General features: G+C 62.6%; 19 protein-coding genes and 1 tRNA gene. 11 read left to right on the forward strand and 9 right to left on the reverse strand.

Going from position 1 to position 17945, the window contains the following annotated elements; all coding sequences use genetic code 11:
- Window positions 1-121: 121 nt before the first annotated feature.
- The 10 genes from uvrB (at window position 122) to CTATCC11996_RS10625 (ending at window position 9073) form a co-directional block, all read left to right on the forward strand.
- The gene (gene uvrB, locus CTATCC11996_RS10580; protein WP_003075893.1) at window positions 122-2188 is read left to right on the forward strand and encodes an excinuclease ABC subunit UvrB; all 2067 of its coding nucleotides are present in this window, start codon (window positions 122-124) and stop codon (window positions 2186-2188) included.
- Window positions 2189-2416: 228 nt separating this feature from the next.
- A complete protein-coding gene (iscR, locus tag CTATCC11996_RS10585) occupies window positions 2417-2953 on the forward strand; it encodes a Fe-S cluster assembly transcriptional regulator IscR (RefSeq protein WP_003054211.1) in 537 nt (178 codons plus the stop codon).
- A gap of 173 nt (window positions 2954-3126) precedes the next feature.
- Window positions 3127-4347: an IscS subfamily cysteine desulfurase gene (locus CTATCC11996_RS10590; protein ID WP_034348710.1), complete on the forward strand. Its 1221-nt coding sequence runs from the start codon at window positions 3127-3129 to the stop codon at window positions 4345-4347.
- 34 nt (window positions 4348-4381) lie between these two features.
- On the forward strand, window positions 4382-4777 hold the full coding sequence (gene iscU, locus CTATCC11996_RS10595; protein ID WP_003054213.1) for a Fe-S cluster assembly scaffold IscU: 396 nt from the start codon (window positions 4382-4384) through the stop codon (window positions 4775-4777).
- 4 nt (window positions 4778-4781) lie between these two features.
- Window positions 4782-5105, forward strand: a complete 324-nt coding sequence (iscA, locus tag CTATCC11996_RS10600; protein ID WP_003054214.1) for an iron-sulfur cluster assembly protein IscA — start codon at window positions 4782-4784, stop codon at window positions 5103-5105.
- Between the two features lie 146 nt (window positions 5106-5251).
- Window positions 5252-5770 (forward strand): Fe-S protein assembly co-chaperone HscB, encoded by a 519-nt coding sequence (hscB, locus tag CTATCC11996_RS10605; protein WP_003075898.1) that lies wholly within the window; start codon window positions 5252-5254, stop codon window positions 5768-5770.
- Between the two features lie 94 nt (window positions 5771-5864).
- On the forward strand, window positions 5865-7724 hold the full coding sequence (gene hscA / locus CTATCC11996_RS10610; protein ID WP_003075900.1) for a Fe-S protein assembly chaperone HscA: 1860 nt from the start codon (window positions 5865-5867) through the stop codon (window positions 7722-7724).
- A gap of 15 nt (window positions 7725-7739) precedes the next feature.
- The gene (gene fdx, locus CTATCC11996_RS10615) at window positions 7740-8078 is read left to right on the forward strand and encodes an ISC system 2Fe-2S type ferredoxin (RefSeq protein ID WP_003054218.1); all 339 of its coding nucleotides are present in this window, start codon (window positions 7740-7742) and stop codon (window positions 8076-8078) included.
- Between the two features lie 172 nt (window positions 8079-8250).
- Window positions 8251-8982 (forward strand): DNA polymerase III subunit epsilon, encoded by a 732-nt coding sequence (dnaQ, locus tag CTATCC11996_RS10620; protein WP_003075901.1) that lies wholly within the window; start codon window positions 8251-8253, stop codon window positions 8980-8982.
- Between the two features lie 16 nt (window positions 8983-8998).
- Window positions 8999-9073, forward strand: a tRNA-Val gene (locus CTATCC11996_RS10625).
- A gap of 215 nt (window positions 9074-9288) precedes the next feature.
- Here the strand turns inward: CTATCC11996_RS10625 and CTATCC11996_RS10630 are convergent.
- The 7 genes from CTATCC11996_RS10630 to CTATCC11996_RS10660 are packed head-to-tail and all read right to left on the reverse strand — an operon-like array spanning window position 9289 to window position 15895.
- Window positions 9289-10080 carry an SDR family NAD(P)-dependent oxidoreductase gene (locus CTATCC11996_RS10630; RefSeq protein WP_003075903.1) on the reverse strand — a complete coding sequence of 264 codons (792 nt, stop codon included), beginning with the start codon at window positions 10078-10080 and terminating at the stop codon, window positions 9289-9291.
- Between the two features lie 5 nt (window positions 10081-10085).
- The gene (locus tag CTATCC11996_RS10635) at window positions 10086-10646 is read right to left on the reverse strand and encodes a DUF3833 domain-containing protein (RefSeq protein WP_003075905.1); all 561 of its coding nucleotides are present in this window, start codon (window positions 10644-10646) and stop codon (window positions 10086-10088) included.
- Window positions 10643-11929, reverse strand: coding sequence for an MFS transporter (locus CTATCC11996_RS10640; RefSeq protein ID WP_003075907.1), 1287 nt, complete (start codon window positions 11927-11929; stop codon window positions 10643-10645). Before CTATCC11996_RS10640 ends, CTATCC11996_RS10635 begins: the two co-directional genes overlap by 4 nt.
- A gap of 18 nt (window positions 11930-11947) precedes the next feature.
- On the reverse strand, window positions 11948-12538 hold the full coding sequence (locus CTATCC11996_RS10645) for a hypothetical protein (protein ID WP_003075910.1): 591 nt from the start codon (window positions 12536-12538) through the stop codon (window positions 11948-11950).
- On the reverse strand, window positions 12535-13812 hold the full coding sequence (locus CTATCC11996_RS10650) for an SAM-dependent methyltransferase (protein WP_003075911.1): 1278 nt from the start codon (window positions 13810-13812) through the stop codon (window positions 12535-12537). The genes CTATCC11996_RS10645 and CTATCC11996_RS10650 overlap by 4 nt, the downstream gene beginning before the upstream one ends.
- On the reverse strand, window positions 13809-14561 hold the full coding sequence (locus CTATCC11996_RS10655) for a DUF1365 domain-containing protein (protein WP_003075915.1): 753 nt from the start codon (window positions 14559-14561) through the stop codon (window positions 13809-13811). The genes CTATCC11996_RS10650 and CTATCC11996_RS10655 overlap by 4 nt, the downstream gene beginning before the upstream one ends.
- A complete protein-coding gene (locus CTATCC11996_RS10660; protein ID WP_003075918.1) occupies window positions 14558-15895 on the reverse strand; it encodes an NAD(P)/FAD-dependent oxidoreductase in 1338 nt (445 codons plus the stop codon). Before CTATCC11996_RS10660 ends, CTATCC11996_RS10655 begins: the two co-directional genes overlap by 4 nt.
- Window positions 15896-16035: 140 nt before the next feature.
- Between CTATCC11996_RS10660 and CTATCC11996_RS10665 the strand changes: the two genes are divergently transcribed.
- A complete protein-coding gene (locus tag CTATCC11996_RS10665; protein WP_003075920.1) occupies window positions 16036-16674 on the forward strand; it encodes a TetR/AcrR family transcriptional regulator in 639 nt (212 codons plus the stop codon).
- A gap of 81 nt (window positions 16675-16755) precedes the next feature.
- Here CTATCC11996_RS10665 and CTATCC11996_RS10670 read toward each other — a convergent pair whose 3' ends face one another.
- Together CTATCC11996_RS10670 and CTATCC11996_RS10675 are read right to left on the reverse strand one after the other, a co-directional pair.
- A complete protein-coding gene (locus tag CTATCC11996_RS10670) occupies window positions 16756-17445 on the reverse strand; it encodes a glutathione S-transferase family protein (RefSeq protein ID WP_003075922.1) in 690 nt (229 codons plus the stop codon).
- The gene (locus CTATCC11996_RS10675) at window positions 17423-17917 is read right to left on the reverse strand and encodes a nuclear transport factor 2 family protein (RefSeq protein ID WP_003075924.1); all 495 of its coding nucleotides are present in this window, start codon (window positions 17915-17917) and stop codon (window positions 17423-17425) included. The genes CTATCC11996_RS10670 and CTATCC11996_RS10675 overlap by 23 nt, the downstream gene beginning before the upstream one ends.
- Window positions 17918-17945 lie beyond the last annotated feature (28 nt).

A 17945-nucleotide genomic window follows, 5' to 3' on the forward strand; every position in this document is an offset into this window, starting at 1 on the left:
AGCGCGTTAGACGGGCAGGGCATTGCCTGGTGCTCGAAAAAACGCATCAGCCTAGGTTAGGCTTGAGGGTTGGGCTGCCATTCTACTCCGCGCTTACCCTATGCGTCATGGACATGAGATCATGCAAGAACAAAATATGAATGCCGAGCCGCAAGGCCGTTTCGTGCAATACCCGGACTCGCCGTTCGAGCTGTTCCAGCCCTATCCACCGGCGGGCGATCAGCCTGCGGCCATCGAAAAACTGGTCGAAGGCGTCAATGACGGCGAGTCCTTCCAGACGCTGCTGGGTGTGACTGGCTCGGGCAAGACCTTCACCATGGCCAACGTGATCGCGCGTCTGGGCAAGCCGGCCATCGTGTTTGCGCCCAACAAGACGCTGGCGGCACAGCTGTACTCGGAGTTCAGGGAGTTTTTCCCGAAAAACGCGGTCGAGTACTTCGTCAGCTACTACGACTACTACCAGCCAGAAGCCTATGTGCCCCAGCGCGACCTGTTCATCGAAAAGGACAGCGCCATCAACGAGCACATCGAGCAGATGCGCCTGTCCTGCACCAAAAGCATCATGGAGCGCCGTGATGTGGTGATCGTGGCCACCGTCTCGGCCATCTACGGCATCGGCGAGCCCGAGAGCTACCACCGCATGATCATGACGCTGCGCGCGGGCGACACGCTCAACCAGCGCGACGCGATCGCGCAGCTGATCCGCATGCAGTACCAGCGCAACGACCAGGATTTCTCGCGCGGCACCTTCCGCGTACGCGGCGACACCATCGACGTGTTCCCGGCCGAACATTCGGAGCTGGCCGTGCGCATCGAGCTGTTCGACGACGAGGTGGAGACCCTGCAACTGTTCGATCCGCTCACGGGCCGGGTGCGCCAGAACATCCCGCGCTTCACCATCTATCCCAGCAGCCACTATGTGACGCCGCGCGACAAGGTGCTGGCGGCCGTGGAGACCATCAAGGAAGAGCTGGCCGAGCGCCTCAAGCAGCTCGTGGGCATGGGCAAGCTGGTCGAGGCGCAGCGGCTGGAGCAGCGCACGCGTTTCGATCTGGAAATGCTCAGCGAAGTGGGGCACTGCAAGGGTATCGAGAACTACACCCGCCATCTCTCGGCCTCCCAGCCCGGCGATCCGCCCAGCACACTGACCGACTATCTGCCGCGCGACTCCATCATGTTCCTTGACGAGAGCCATCAGATGATCGGTCAGCTCAACGCCATGTACAACGGCGACCGGGCGCGCAAGACCACGCTGGTGGAATATGGCTTTCGCCTGCCGTCGGCGCTGGACAATCGCCCGCTCAAGTTCGAAGAGTTCGAGCAGCGCATGCGCCAGGTGGTCTTCGTCTCGGCCACGCCCGCCGAATACGAAAAGACCCATGCGGGGCAGGTGGTGGAGCAGGTGGTGCGTCCCACCGGCCTGGTCGACCCCGAGATCGAAGTGCGGCCGGCCATTCACCAGGTCGACGATGTGCTGCAGGAGATCCGCCAGCGCGTGGAGCTGGAGGAGCGCGTGCTCATCACCACGCTGACCAAGCGCATGGCCGAGCAACTGACCGAATACCTGACCGACAACGGCGTGAAGGTGCGCTATCTGCACTCCGACGTGGACACGGTGGAGCGTGTGGAAATCATCCGTGACCTGCGTCTCGGTGCCTTCGATGTACTGGTCGGCATCAACCTGCTGCGCGAAGGCCTGGATATTCCTGAGGTCTCGCTGGTGGCGATTCTGGACGCCGACAAGGAAGGTTTTCTGCGTGCCGAGCGCAGCCTGATCCAGACCATCGGTCGCGCGGCGCGCAACGTCAACGGCAAGGCGATCCTGTACGCGGACCGCATCACCGAGTCCATGAAGAAAGCCATCGGCGAAACCGAAAGACGCCGCGAAAAGCAGATGGCTTTCAATGAAGCCAACGGAATCGTGCCCAAGCAGATTGTCAAGAGGGTGAAAGACCTGATTGATGGTGTCTACAGCGAAAAGAGCGGCAAAGAGGCCGAACGCCTGCAGGAGCAGGCACTACAACAGGCACGTGTCGAGGATATGTCGGAGAAAGACATTGCCAAGGAGATCAAGCGTCTGGAGAAGCAAATGCTCGAGCACGCCAGGAACCTGGAATTCGAGCAGGCAGCGCGTGTGCGGGACCAGCTCTCGCTGCTCAAGCAGCAATTGTTCGGTGCGGCGCCGTAGGAATATTTCTTCGCATTCCTCAGGGTTATTACGTGAGTGCACGCTGTTACCCGACAAAATTGATGGGGAATGTGATATACTCACGTCAAACACTCAACAACAAACTTCCCTCACAGAAGGGCTCTGAACCTAATCACAGGACGGAGTAAGGGCGGAGACTGTGCTCGTCTAGGTACTGTGACCAGGCGTGCGTTTCTGTAACGAACAATCCTGACTGAAGGAGCTCGTATGCGTCTTACGACCAAAGGCCGCTTTGCGGTCACCGCGATGATCGACCTGGCACTGCGCCAGAACAATGGCCCTGTGACGCTGGCTGCCATCAGCCAGCGTCAGCAGATTTCGCTGTCCTATCTGGAACAGTTGTTTGGCAAGCTGCGTCGCCACGAACTGGTGGAATCCACCCGTGGCCCCGGCGGCGGCTACACCCTGGCCCGCAAGGCGACAGACATCACCGTGGCTGACATCATCGTCTCGGTGGATGAACCCATTGATGCGACCCAGTGCGGTGGCAAGGAAAACTGTCTGGGCGAAGCCGGCCGCTGCATGACCCATGAGCTGTGGGCTGCACTGAATCAGCGCATGGTGGAATTCCTGGACTCCGTCACTTTGCAAAAGCTGGTGGACGAGCAACTGGCCAAGGGCATCCAGATCGAGGACAAGCCCGTGGTGCGCCGCGCCATCTCCACAGCACCCGTGGTCAAGCCCATCCGTGTGAACGCACCGAACTCGGTGTTCGCCCTGGGTAACGCCTTCGCAAAATCCTGATCCGGGGCCGCTCGAGCAGCGCTCGGGCGGCAACCAGATCGGCATGAAGCCCGACTCCGATAGTCAGGGCCTGGATGCATGCATGGCTGTGCGGCATGTTTCTTCGCCCTGATGGCACCACAAGGTGCATCGATTCCTCACGATTTGTCAGCCAAAAACAAGACGAGCCAGTCATGGACATGACCCCGCACTTTCCCATTTATCTCGACTACGGTGCAACCACTCCGGTGGACCCCCGCGTGGCGGACGCCATGATTCCCTGGCTGCGTGAACATTTTGGCAATGCCGCATCGCGCAGCCACGCCTGGGGCTGGGAAGCCGAAGAAGCCGTCGAGAAGGCCCGCAAGCAGGTCGCCGATCTGATTGGCGCCGACCCGCGCGAAATCGTCTGGACCAGCGGTGCAACCGAGTCCGACAACCTGGCCATCAAGGGTGCAGCGCATTTCTACCAAGGCAAGGGCAAGCACCTGATCACCGTGAAGACCGAGCACAAGGCTGTGCTGGACACCATGCGTGAGCTGGAGCGCCAGGGCTTTGAAGTCAGCTATCTGGACGTGCAGGAAAACGGTCTGCTGGATATCGAGGTGTTCAAGGCGGCGATCCGCCCCGACACCATCCTCGCGAGCGTGATGGCTGTGAACAACGAGATCGGTGTGGTTCAGGATCTGAACACCATCGGCGCTCTGTGCCGTGAGAAGGGCATCATCTTCCACGTCGACGCCGCTCAGGCTTCGGGCAAGATGGATCTGGACATGCAGACCATGCCCATCGACCTGATGAGCCTGGCTTCGCACAAGACCTACGGCCCCAAGGGCATCGGTGCGCTGTACGTACGCCGCAAGCCGCGCGTGCGCCTGGAAGCGCAGATGCACGGTGGCGGCCATGAGCGCGGCATGCGTTCCGGCACGCTGGCAACCCACCAGATCGTGGGCATGGGCGAAGCCTTCCGCATTGCCAAGGAAGAGATGGCCAAGGACATGGAGCACGCCCGTGCACTGCGCAAGCGTCTGCTCGATGGTCTGAAGGATCTGGAGCAGGTGTTCGTGAACGGCGATATGGACAACGGTGTTCCCCATTACCTGAACATGAGCTTCAACTTCGTCGAAGGCGAGTCGCTGATCATGGGTATCAAGGGTCTGGCCGTGTCCTCGGGTTCCGCCTGCACATCCGCCAGCCTGGAGCCGAGCTATGTGCTGCGTGCCCTGGGCCGCAGCGACGAGCTGGCACACAGCTCTTTGCGCATGACCTTTGGTCGCTTCACGACGGAAGAGGAGATCGACTACGCGATCAAGTCGATCCGCGAAAACGTGCTGAAGCTGCGCGAGCTGAGCCCGCTGTGGGAGATGTACAAAGACGGCATCGACCTCAGCACTATTCAATGGGCTGCACACTAAGCACAGATTACAAAGAGTTCAAGAGGTAGACACCATGGCTTACTCCGAAAAAGTTGTTGACCACTACGAAAACCCCCGCAACGTTGGCTCGTTCGACAAGAGCGATGACTCCGTGGGCACGGGTATGGTGGGCGCGCCCGCCTGTGGCGACGTGATGAAGCTGCAGATCAAGGTCAATCCCGCCACCGGCGTGATCGAGGATGCACGTTTCAAAACCTATGGCTGCGGCTCTGCCATCGCCTCGTCTTCGCTGGTGACCGAATGGGTCAAGGGCAAGACGCTGGATGAGGCTGCGGCCCTGAAGAACAGCCAGATCGCCGAAGAGCTGGCGCTGCCCCCGGTCAAGGTTCACTGCTCCATCCTGGCTGAAGACGCCATCAAGGCAGCCGTGAACGATTACCGCGCAAAGCGCACTGCAACGGAAGCCTGAGGCCATGGCCATCTCAATGACCGAGGCGGCTGCCCGTCATGTGAACCGCTATCTTTCACGTCGCGGCAAGGGGATTGGCGTGCGCCTCGGCGTGAAGACCACTGGCTGCTCCGGTCTGGCTTACAAGCTGGAGTATGTGGACGAGGTTCAGCCCGATGACGTGGTGTTCGAAGACCACGGAATCAAGGTGCTGATTGACCCCAAGAGCCTGGCCTATATCGACGGCACGGAACTGGATTTCGTGCGCGAGGGCCTGAACGAAGGCTTCAAGTTTCATAACCCCAACGAGCGTGATCGCTGCGGTTGTGGTGAGAGCTTCAGAATTTGATTTTCCCCTGAGTCGCTTCGCGCCTTCCCCCAAGGGGACGACACCCTCGCTGCGAGGCGGCTCTTGCTCGGTGTCCCTGGCGCGTGTAGCGCCCAAGCATAAGAATGGAACCGCCTCAGCGCTGCTGCAGGCGGTTTTTTAATGCCATGAATCTGCAATCTGACGACTTTGAATTGTTTGGCCTGCCGCGCAAGTTTGCGCAGGAGCGCAGCCAGATCGACACACGCTGGAAAGAGCTGCAGCGCGAAGCACATCCGGACCGCTTTGCCGCCCAGGGCGCTGCCGCGCAGCGCGTGGCCATGCAATGGTCGGTACGTATCAACGAGGCCTATCAGCGTCTCAAGGACCCGCTCAAGCGCGCGGCCTATCTGTGCGAGCTGGCTGGAGCGCCGGTGCGGGCAGAAGACAACACGGCCATGCCAGCGGCATTTCTGATGCAGCAGATGGAGTGGCGCGAAGCGCTGGAAGACGCTGTCAACGAGCAGGAGCTCGATGCACTTGAGGGCGAGATGCTCGCAGCCAAAAAGCAGATGCTTGGCGAATGCGGTCGTTTGCTGGACGAGGCTGGCGACGCCGCAGCTGCCGTGCAGCAGGTGAGAGCCCTCATGTTTGTTGCGCGATTTGCGCAAGATGTGGATCGCCGTCGCGATCAACTGGGACAATAAGACCCAGAGCAACGCTTTGTGCCGCTGGCGCATGGCGTATCCATCTTGAGCGGGCCAGCCACGCTGGCCTCTGACGTTTCAAAAGAAGAATTTCATGGCGCTTTTGCAGATTTCCGAGCCCGGCCAATCCCCCGATCCCCATCAGCGACGCATTGCCGTGGGCATAGACCTGGGCACCACGCACTCTCTGGTTGCCGCTGTGCGCAACGGCGTGGCCGAATGCCTGCCCGACGATCAGGGGCGTGTGCTGCTGCCTTCGGTAGTGCGCTACATGGAAATGGGCCGCCGACAGATCGGCTTTGATGCCAAGGCCGCGCAGGCGCAGGATGCTGCCAACACTATCAGCTCGGCCAAGCGCTTCATGGGGCGAAGCCTGGCTGATATCGAATCGCCCGAGAAGCTGCCTTATCGCTTCAAGACCGATGACAGCAGCGTCATCTCCGTCGAAACCGTGGACGGCGCCAAGACGGCCGTGGAAATCAGTGCCGAAATTCTGGCGACCCTGCGTTTCCGCGCCGAAGACACGTTTGACGACGATCTCTATGGTGCAGTCATCACCGTGCCTGCGTACTTTGACGATGCTCAGCGCCAGGCCACCAAGGATGCAGCCAAGCTGGCCGGTATCAATCTGCTGCGCCTGATCAACGAGCCCACTGCGGCAGCCATTGCCTACGGTCTGGATAACGCAGCAGAGGGCGTCTACGCCGTCTACGATCTGGGTGGCGGCACCTTCGATATCTCGGTGCTGCGTCTTGCACATGGCGTGTTTGAAGTGATTGCCACTGGCGGCGACTCGGCACTGGGCGGCGACGACTACGATGACGCGCTGGCAGCCTGGGTGGCGGAAAAAACCGGCACGCAGCTGGAGTCTGCAGCAGACAAGACCGCCTGGCGTATTGCCGCGCGCCATTGCAAGCAGGCCCTGACTGAATCAGAAGTTGTAGCGTTTACCGCTGATATTTCCTCGGGTTCAGTATCTTTTGATGTCAAGCGTGAGGAGTTCATTGCGCTGACTGCTCACTTGACCAGCAAGAGCCTTGCGGCCGTGCGCCGCGCGCTCAAGGATGCAGACCTGGGCCGCGATGAGGTGCAGGGCGTCGTCATGGTCGGCGGCTCCACCCGCATGCCCCAGATTCGCCAGGCCGTGGCCGACTTTTTCGGCAGCGAGCCGCTGACCAATCTCAACCCCGACGAAGTGGTGGCTCTGGGTGCTGCCATTCAGGCCAATCAACTGGCCGGCAACAATACCGCAGGCGACTTGCTGTTGCTGGACGTGATCCCGCTGTCACTGGGCGTGGAAACCATGGGCGGCCTGTCCGAGCGCATCATCACGCGCAACGAGACCATTCCCACGGCCCGCGCGCAGGACTTCACGACCTACAAGGACGGCCAGACCGCGCTGGCCATTCATGTGGTGCAAGGTGAGCGCGACCTGGTGGCCGACTGCCGCAGCCTGGCGCGTTTCGAGCTGCGCGGCATTCCGCCCATGGCCGCCGGTGCGGCGCGCATCCGCGTGACCTTCACTGTGGATGCCGACGGCCTGCTGTCCGTCAGCGCCAAGGAGCAACTCAGCGGCGTCGAAGCCCATATCAACGTCAAGCCTTCGTACGGCCTCTCCGACGACCAGATCGCCCAGATGCTGCAGGACGGCTTTGCCACGGCCCAGGAGGACATGAAGGCCCGCGCCCTGGTCGAGGCCCGCGTGGATGCCGATCGCATGCTGCTGGCCACGCAAAGCGCGCTGGATGTGGATGGCGATGTGCTCGGCGCCGAACAGCGTGAGAGCATTGATGCCCTGATGGCCGCGTTGCGCGCGGCCGTCGCCAGCGATGATCCTGCCGTCGTGGAAGGCGCGACTCAGGCCCTGGCCAAGGGAACAGAGTCGTTTGCGGCCGAACGCATGAATCGCAGCATCCAGCAGGCGCTGGCTGGCAAGAGTGTCAACACCATTTAATTCATAAACAGAACAATGCCCATCATCAAAATTCTTCCTCACGCCGAGTACTGCCCCAACGGAACGGAAATCGAAGCGCCTGTCGGCACCTCGATCTGCGAAGCCATGCTGGACAACGGTATCAATATCGAGCATGCCTGTGATATGAGCTGCGCCTGCACGACCTGCCATGTCATCGTCAAGGAGGGCTTCAACTCCCTGAACGAGGCGGAGGAAGAGGAAGAAGACCTGCTGGACAAGGCCTGGGGTCTGCAGCCTCAGTCGCGCCTGTCCTGCCAGGCGATTCTGGCGCGCGAGAATGTGACGGTGGAGATCCCCAAGTACTCCATCAATCACGCCAAGGAAAATCACTGAGCACCCCCTGAGGCGCTTTGCGCCTTCCCCCCTCTCTCTACGCGCTTCGCACTAGGGGAGGAGGACGACACCCCTAGCGCGGTGGCGCTTCCTCGGTGTCCTGGCTTTGGTGCGCGCTTGTTTTAGAAATTGTTGGGCGATGTGAGCGCCGCAGGTAATTGGGAGAAATTGAATGTCGCGTCAAATTGTTCTGGATACGGAAACCACGGGTCTGTCTCCCATTGACGGCGACCGCCTGATCGAGCTGGGCTGCGTGGAGCTGGTCAACCGCAAGCTCACCGGCAACAATCTGCACCTGTACTTCAATGCGGGTCGCGACAGCCACCCCGATGCCTTGCGTGTGCATGGCATCACCACGGAGTTCCTCAAGGACAAGCCGCGCTTCGAGCAGAAGATCGACGAGATCTGGGAGTATCTGCAAGGGGCCGAGCTCATCATCCACAATGCGCCGTTCGACCTGGGCTTTCTGAACAACGAGCTCAAGCTGGCCAAGCGCCCGCCACTCAAGCAGTGCGTGGGCGGAGTCCTCGACACCCTGGTCATGGCCAAGGAGATGTATCCGGGCAAGCGCAACTCGCTGGACTCGCTGTGCGATCGTCTGGGTGTCGACAATTCCAACCGTACGCTTCACGGCGCCTTGCTTGATGCGGAGCTGCTGGCGGATGTCTACATCAATCTGACGCGCGGGCAGGATGCCTTGCTCATGACAGAGGAGCCTGCAGATGCCCCGGCGGCCGGGACGATGATCGTTGCGTCGGTGGACCTGAGCAGCTTCAAGCTGCCGGTGCTGCGTGCCAACGAGCAGGAGCAGTCGGCTCACGACGATGTGCTCAAGCAGATGGATAAATCCAGCGGCGGCAAGACCGCTTGGCGTAACTTTGAAAATGTGAGCGCCAATCCCTGATACAATAACGCTTATCGGGTGATTAGCTCAGCGGTAGAGCACTGCCTTCACACGGCAGGGGTCACATGTTCGATCCATGTATCACCCACCAGATATCAAACCCTCTTGAGTCAATGATTCAAGAGGGTTTTTTGTTTTGGGAATGCGAATTGCATTCATCCCGTTGATACATGTCGAGCTGATCCAGACTGCGGTGTTCGGGCTCGTGCGCGAGCCGTTGGGACTCGGCGGGCGCCATGTGCTCAAGAGCATGACTCCGTGGCAGAGCGTCTGCTCGGCCTCTGCAGCTTGCGCAGGACCAGGCAGTCAGTTGCCGGTGATGCGGCGCACGGCTGCGAAATACCAGGCATCGGGCAGGCAGCGCAGCAGACGCATCCAGCGGGTGAAGCGTCGCGGAAAATTCATCTCGAAACGTCCCTGGGCCCAGCCTTGCAGCATATGCTGGGCAGCCTCGTCCGCATCAATCAGGGCGGGCATGCTGAATTGGTTCTGCGCCGTCAGCGGTGTATCGACAAAGCCGGGGTTGATGATGGATACACCCAGGCCCCGGTCGTGCAGGTCCAGATAGAGGTTTTCGGCCAGGTTGTTAAGTGCCGCCTTGGTTGGGCCGTAGGCAAGGGACATCGGCAGCCCGCGATAGCCGGCCACCGAGCCGACCAGTGCCAGATGGCCTTGCCCCGCCGCAAGCAGCATCGGGAGCACGGCATCGAGCAAATGCAGGGCGCCGCCATAGTTCACGGCCAGGTGGCGCTGCATCTCGGACAGGTCGAACTCCGTGGCGCGCTGGGGCTTGTAGCGGCCTGCGCAATAGAGAATCAGGTCGGGAGCCTTGCCGCAATGAACCTGCACGTCCCGGGCCGCTGCAGTCAGGGCAGCGGCGTCGGTCACGTCCAGCGGCAGGGCCAGACAGCCGTCGTGGCTGCGCACGAAATCCTGCAGGGCGTCGCCCTGGCGCGCAGAGACGATCAACCTGGCTCCCTGCCTGTGCAGCGCGTCGGCCGTGGCCCGACCTATGCCCGAGGAGGCTCCCAGAATCCAGGCCGAGCGACCCTGCCAGTCGCGCAGTGGCGGGTTCAGCCGTGCACAGAGCAGCGACATGATCTTCACTCCTTGACGATGGCAAGTGTCACATCGCCCAGATGCAGGCCAAGCTTGCTCATGGCGGTGCGGTTGAGCAGGGTGCGTCCGTCGATCAGGAACATCCAGTCATCCATGCTGACATTCCAGACTCTTCCATTCACGGGCAGGGCCAGCACATAGCTCCAGTGGATGGCATTGCCAGCGCTTAGGCCCTGGGCTTCGCCCACCACGTCGTCGGCGCGGCCGCTGTAGCGCCCGTCGCCCAGGTGGCGGAGATGCCAGATGCGCTGCTGCGTGCTGCCGTCGCTGTAGACGAAGTGCTCGTTCAGCGTGCCCTCGTCGCCCTTCCAGCTCCCTGTCATGCGCACTGTGAAGCGCTTGACCACCTTGCCCGAGCGGTCCGTGAACATGCCGTGCGCCGTCAGCGGCCCGTTGAAGTACTGGCGCAGGTCCAGTTGCGGCTGCTCCCTGGCATAGTCCTGCACGGAAGGCCCGGCGCAGCCCGCAAGGCTCAGCGCCAATGCCGCGCCCAGGCAGGCACGCCGCAGTGGCGAAAACGATGTGGAACGGATGATGTGGCTCATATGTGCCTCCAGGAAGAATGCAGACGCTCGGCGCGCCAGAGCAGGGTCGCTGCTGCGAGCTTGAGCAGGCAGGGCAGGCCGCCATAGGCCCAGGCCAGCGCCTGCAAGCCTGCGGGCTCGCTGGCACCGCTGCGGTAGCCGGCTGCCGACAGCAGCGGCAGGGCCAGGCCCGCCGCCAGGGCCAGGTTGAGCTTGGTGGCGCAGGTCCACCAGCCCAGGTAGCGGCCTTCGCTGCGGCCGCCTTCGCCGGATTCGTGAATCACGCCTGTGAGCAATGCACCCGGCAGGGCCAGATCCGCGCCCAGGGCCAGACCGCTGGCCAAGCAGATCACGGCAAAAGCCATTCCGTCGCCTTCGCCCAGCCAGGGCGTGAAGCCGAAGGCCAGCACGCTGGCAAGCATGCCGGCCCGCCAGCTGGGTGCCAGACCCCAGCGTGCAACGGCTTTTACCCACAGCGGCAGGCCCAGGGCCGCAGCGCCGAAGAAGCAAAGCAGCAGTACCGGCTGCAGTTCCGAGGCCTGCAGCCGGTCTGCCACAAAGAAAGGCAGCAGGGTGGCGGGAATGGCGGCAGCCACCCCGTTGATCATGAAGATGGCCAGCAGCCGCCTGAAGCCTGCATTGGCCCATGGCGAGCTGGCAGGCCCGGTCACGGACTGCGGTTGTTGTTGTGGAACCGGAGTCTTGAGCCGCAACAGGCCGATCAGGCCCAGTGCCAGGCCCAGGGCGAGAAATCCTGTGGTCGCATCCAGTCCCAGCCAGGCCGGCAGCATGCTGGCCAGCAGCACGCCCGTCAGGCTGGCTCCTTCGCGCCAGGCTGTGACACGCGCACGCCAGGCGGGCTCACCGCCCCAGCGCGTGCCCCAGGCCTGGTGGAGGATGACGAGCACGCTATAGGCCAGCGTACACACCAGCAGGCTGCAGGCAAGCCAGCCCAGCAGGCCCATCTTGTTCTGCGTATCGAAAGGCGGATGCCAGAGGGCGCCGAAGCCCAGCGCCATCAGCAGGCCGGCCAGGATCGCCGCACTGGCGGTGCAAACCACGCCTTGGCGCAGAAGGCGGTCGACCCAGCGGCCGATGGCCGGGTCGAGCAGGGCGTCGAAGGCCCGTGTGGCCAGCAGCACGGCGCCCAGTCCCGCCAGCGGAGCGCCCGCCACGCTGGCGTAGTGGTAGGGCAGGTTCACATACAGTGGCAGGGAGGCGAAGGCCAGCGGAGCGGCCAGAGCGCCATAGGCCAGGCCTGTGCGCCAAGGCAGGTGGTGGGCGGTGGCCGTATGTGAAACCATGAGATGCTCCGCTGGCGCTCAGCCCAGGCCCAGCAGCGAACTGCGCATGGCAGGGGCCGAAGTCTGCGGCGACAGCCAGATACCGAAGAACAGGCGTGCATACTCAGCGTCGCGCAGCTGCGCGGTCTGGCGACCGTTATGGAAGAAGCGCACCTCGCCCTGGCCGTCGTTCAGACCCAGCAGTCTGTCCTGGGCCTGCACGTCGGGGAAGGCCAGTTTCATCAGCTCCAGCCATTGCCGGGCCTGCTCCTCGGTGAAGCTGCCCACCCTGCGCATTTCGGCGATGGAGCGCTCGGCAATGGCCATGCCTTCGAGCTTGCGGTCATAGACCAGCTCCAGCGCAAACGGGTGTCGGGCGTAGTCTTCGGCGGGGAAACCGGGGCCGGCCCACAGCCTTGCCTCGTAGACACGCAGACCGAAAAAGCGCAGCACGCCTTTGCCGACCAGGCGTCCGGCAGGCAGCGTGCTGCGCAGTTCGATGGGGAGATCTGCTGTCGGGGTCGTGGCGTGGGTCAGGTTTGACATGGCGGTCAGTGAAGGGGCAAGAGCGCAGGCAGCGCCCCAGGCCAAGGCCTGGCGGCGGTGCGCGCGGGGTTGAGGGGCAGTCATGGCAGTGGCCTGCGCAGGGTGAACTGGACGACATCGGTGTTGCCGGTGTCGAAGGCCGCTTCGCAATAGGCAAGGTAGAAGCGCCAGATGCGCACAAAGCGCTCGTCAAAGCCCAGGGAGCGAACGGCGTCGAGCTGGTGCTCGAAGGACTGGCGCCAGCGGCGCAGCGTTTCCGCATAGTCGCGGCCGAAGGCCAGGTGATGCTCGACCATCAGGCCGGCACGCCGTGCTTCCTGCTCAAAGGCGGAAATGCTGGGCAGCAGCCCGCCGGGGAAGATGTACTGCTGTATGAAGTCTGTGGAGCGAAGATAGCGAGAGAACAGGTCTTCGCGCAGTGTGATGGTCTGTATGCAGGCCAGGCCTCCGGGCTTGAGGCAGTCGCGCAGTGTCTGGAAGTAGCCGCGCCAGTATTCGCGGCCCACGGCCTCGAACATCTCGATGGATACGATGGCATCGAAGGGCTGGCGGGCATGCAGGGCGGGCAGGTCGCGGTAGTCCTGGTAGTGCAGCTCCACGGCATCGCTCAGGCCAGATTGCTGCATGCGCAGTTGTCCCCAGGTCAACTGCTCGCGCGACAGCGTCACGCCCTTGACCCGGGCTCCGAATTCGCGGGCTGCGGTCTCTGCCAGGCCACCCCAGCCGCAGCCTATCTCCAGCAGGCGCTGGCCGTGCTGTAGCCGCACCTCGTTCAGCGTGCGTCTGAGCTTGGCCTGCTGGGCTGCCTGCAGGTCGGCTTGTTGCAGCGATTCGCCCGTGCGGCCCTCGAACCAGGCTGCGCTATAGCTCATGCCGGGGTCCAGCCACATCCGGTAGAAGTCATTGCCCAGGTCGTAATGGGCATGAATGTTTCTGGCGCTGCCGGCCCGCGTATTGCGTTGCAGCAGGTGACGCAGGCGGTAGCCCAACCTGCCCCACCAGCTGCCGTAGACCAGGCTTTGCACATGGTCGCGGTTGGACATGCACAGCCGCAGCAGCGCAGCCAGGTCGGGGCTGTCCCATTCACCTGCGATATAGCCCTCGGCCAGACCGATATCGCCCGACTTCAGGGTGCGTTCCAGTGCCTGCCAGTCATGCAGCACGCAATGTGCGTCGGCGAGGCCGGATGCACAGCGAAGCTGGGGCAGGTGCAGCAAGTGACCGTCGGGCTGCTCCAGGTCCAGCTGCCCGCGGGGCAGACGTTCGAGCAGGTTCAGCACACGGCGTGCCCGCGCAGGCGTGCGGCGCGGTGTGGCGGCGGCGGCGGGGCTCAGCAAGGGGGCGGCGGTGGTGTTCATCGTGTGACGAAGCGCTCGGGCTTGGTGGGTTTGCCATGGAAAGGCAGGCGCTTGGCCCAGAGGCGCAGCGCCTGCCAGTGGATGCGGGCGATGACGCCCAGCGTCATCAAGGGAGTGCCGAAGAAGGCGCGGCGCACGTTGGTCGCATCCAGCGGATGCAGCGTGCCGCCCACGCTGGTCTGCAGCAGCGGGCCGTCTTGGTCATGCAGATCCACGCGCGCCAGGGTGCGTTTCTCGCTGCGCTCGAAGCGGAAGCGGTACTCGCCCCGCACCTCGCAGAACGGCGAGACATGGAACTGCTTGCGTGCCATCTGCTCGCTGCCAAAGGCCAGATCAGGGCCGGCCAGCAGATACGCATGGCGCTCGCCAAAAGTGTTGTTGACTTCCGCCAGCACGGCGGCCAGCGAGCCATCGCTGCGGTGGGCATACCAGAAGCTCACGGGCTTGAACACATAGCCCAGCACGCGCGGGAAGGTGTGCAGCCAGACTTCGCCGTCGGCATCGTCAATGCCTTCGCTGTGCAGCAGTTGCTCGAACCAGTCCAGGGCATCGGCTCCGCCCTCGCCGTGGTCGCTGTCGTGAAAGCTGATCCAGCCGAGCCGGTTGCGCCGCAGCGCGGTATCGGGCTGCATGCGCAAGCTGCGCAGTGGCAGCATGAGGAAGTAGCCCGAATATCGGAAGGCATGCTCGACGGGCCGCAGACGTCGATGCCAGACATGGCCGAAGCCGATGAGGGGCCGGGCGTTCATGCTGCCCCCCTGATGGCAGGGCTGACGGGCAGCCTGGGCAAGACGTGCAGCAGGCCATCGGCCGCGTCGAGCCCCGAACGCAGACCATCTTCGTGAAAGCCGTAGCCACACCAGGCTCCGCAGAACCAGGTCCGGCGCTGGCTTTGCAGAGCCGTGACCTGGCCCTGGGCCTCGATGGCAGCCAGGTCGAAGACCGGATGGCTGTATGCAATGCGCGCGTGAACCTTGCTCTCGTCGATGGGACGCACCGGATTCAAGGAGACCATCACGGGCTGCTGCCACGGCAGAGGCTGCAGGCGGTTGATCAGATAGTGCAGGCAGACGCCTGCCCGGTTGCGCCCCGCGTCGGCCGCGCGTTCGTAGTTCCAGGCCGCCCAGGCTGCCTCGCGGCTGGGCAGCACGCTGGCATCTGTGTGCAGCACGGCCTGATTGGGCTGGTAGCGTATGGAACCCAGCACGCTGCGCTCCTGCGGCGTGGCGTCGAGACCCAGCAGGCGCAGGGCCTGATCGCTATGGCAGGCCAGCACCACGGCGTCGAACTGCTCCGTGCCATGTGCCATCTGCAGCAACACGCCATGTTCCACGCGGCGCAGGCCCAGCACGGGCGCGTTCAGACGGGCTTCGTGGCGGCCATCGTGCTGCAGTGCGGCCAGCATGCGCCGCACATACTGGCGCGAGCCGCCCTGCACGGTGTACCACTGGGGTCGGTCGGAGACCTGGATCAGGCCATGGTTGTGACAAAAGCGGATCAGCGTGGCCACAGGAAAGCGCAGCATCTGATCCGTCGGGCAGGACCAGATGCAACCCATCATAGGCAGCAGGTAGTCCTGCCGGAAGGCGGTGCCGAAGCCGTGCTCATCCAGAAAGACCTCGATGGAGCTGCGCAGGCCGGCCTCGTCGCCTTCCCGGGCGATGCGTGTGGCCAGACGATTGAAGCGCAGGATCTCGGCCAGCATTTTCAGAAAACGGGGGCGCAGCAGGTTGCTGCGTTGAGCGAAGACTGCTCCCAGCGAGCTGCCGCTCCACTCGAGGCCGGCACGTCCGTCGGTCAGGGGCACCTGTACCGAAAACGACATCTCGGCGGCCGCCGTCGGCACCTGCAGGTCTTCGAACAGCTGCGTCAAAAGCGGGTAGGTGCGGTGGTTGAAGACCAGAAAGCCCGTGTCCACGCCCTGGCTCACGCCATTCAGCGTCATATCGACGGTGTTGGCATGCCCGCCGAAATGGTGGCCCGCTTCCAGCAATGTCACGCGATGCTGGCCAGGCGCGCCTGCCAGGCGCCGGGCAGCGGCCAGACCCGCAACCCCAGACCCTATGACTGCAATGCGATGCATGGGAATGCCTTTCCTGGTTTATCAGTCCGTTTGCACCAGGAAGGTCAAATCGTGAACTGATGAGTTCAAACTATAAACCAAACATTTCCACTTTGCACTATCTAGTATGGGGTGTGGCCTATCAGGTCTAAAATAAGCCCATGACAAGCCGCTCCTCCATCAAACAGCAGATACAGCGCGTGCGTGAGCAGGCCATCGTGGTGGCCGTCAACCGGTTGCTGGCCACCAAGGGCTATGACGCCATGACGGTGGACGAGGTCGCTGCCGAAGCTGGCATGGCCAAGGCCAGTCTCTACAAGCTGTTCACCTCCAAGGAGGAACTGGCGGGAGCCGCCATGGTCGGTGTGCTGGATCGTGCCCTGGCTTTCGTGGACGGCCTGCGCGACGAAGCAAACCAGGCGGCCGAGGCAGGTGCTCCCATGCGCCCGCTGGATCAGCTCAAGGCCGTGACGCGCTGGGCCATGCAGACACAGCTGGAGGGCGAGATGCCTTCGCTGCCGGCACAGAACTCCAATCTCAGCGCCTCTTTGCAAACCAACGATGCCTACATGGACCGGCTGATTGCCCTGAGCAACCGGCTGAGCATCTGGATCACCGAAGCCCAGACCAGCGGCCAGTTGCATGCTGCGCTGCCCCCCGAACTGGTGCTGTATACCCTGTTCGCACGGGCTTGCGATCCTGTCGTGGCCCTGCTCAAGGAGTCGGGGCAGTACACGCATGCGCAGATCATCGACTGGGTGACAAGCACCACGTTTGACGGGCTGGCGGTGGCGCGCTGAGAAGTCGGCACCCGCAGATGCGCCAGCACCTGGCGCTGCCCTGGCAAGGCTCGCTGTGACTTGCGGAAGTCTGCCGCAGGCTCAGGATTGCATGATCACCGGCCCGCCCTTGCTCAAGGCTCGCTGGTATGCCGCACGCTCGTGCATGCGCTGGCGATAGGCGATCAGATGGGGCCAGGCGTTCTCGTTTTCGCTGCGCACCAGAGCCGCTTCAACGGCAAAGCTCATCTGGAAGTCGGCCATGCTCAGATGCTCGCCGGCAAACCAGCGATGTTCTGCCAAATGCGCTTCCATAAAGGCCAGCGCTGTCTGCACATTGGGCGCAACGAGTCTTTGCTGCACCCGCTTGCACAGGGCGCGCGCGATGGGACGCACGAAAAATGGCATGGGCTGGCGCGGGATGGTGTCGAAAACCAGTTTCATCACCAGCCAGTTCATCAGCGAACCTTCGGCATAGTGCATCCAGAAGCGGCACTCACGATGTTCTTGAGTGCCGCGCAGAGGCTCAAGGTGCGAAAGCTCCGAAGGCGCCTGATGGCCGTAACGCTCAACCAGATACTCGATGATCGCGCCGGATTCGGCGACAACAATGTCTGAATCGGTAATCACCGGCGATTTGCCCAGAGGATGCACGCGCTTGAGCTCCGGTGGCGCCAGGCGGCTCGCGGGATCGCGCTGGTAGCGACGCAGTTCGTAAGGAACACCGAGCTCCTCAAGCAGCCAGAGTATGCGCTGCGAGCGCGAAGTTTCAAGGTGGTGAACGGTGAGCATGGAGCGTTTTCCTGGAAGCGGAACCTGCATTGCGCAGCCAGCGCATCAAGATTCCAAGCAATGGCAGTTTCTCGTAGAGTTCTTCAGCTGCATCCCAGTAATCGCGATGCTGGCAGACAAGACCTTGCGCATCAAAGCGCAGCAGGCTGGCACCACGAATGCATTGCTCGGAACCGGGCCGCCAGCGTCGCAGGCGAAAGCGAAATTCCCAGGCCAGAAAGGCCTGTCTCTCCTGTATCAGCCGCTCGGTGACGACAAAACGCGGCTCTTGCAGCGTGTCGAACATATGGGCGAATATGCCGGCGATTGCGGTCACGCCGCGCACTTCATTGAACGGATCCTTGAAGTGCGCATCGCTTGCGTAATAGCTGTCAAGTTGCTGCAGATGGCCAGGGGCCAGTTGTTCGTACAGCTGGACAAGCCGCTCCACTGCGGCACCCGTATCGGTTGAGGAGGAGGGGCTTTGCTGCATGCATCAAATTGTAGGCAAACTGCCCCGC

This window comes from Comamonas testosteroni ATCC 11996 (assembly GCF_000241525.1).
Lineage (GTDB): Bacteria > Pseudomonadota > Gammaproteobacteria > Burkholderiales > Burkholderiaceae_C > Comamonas > Comamonas testosteroni.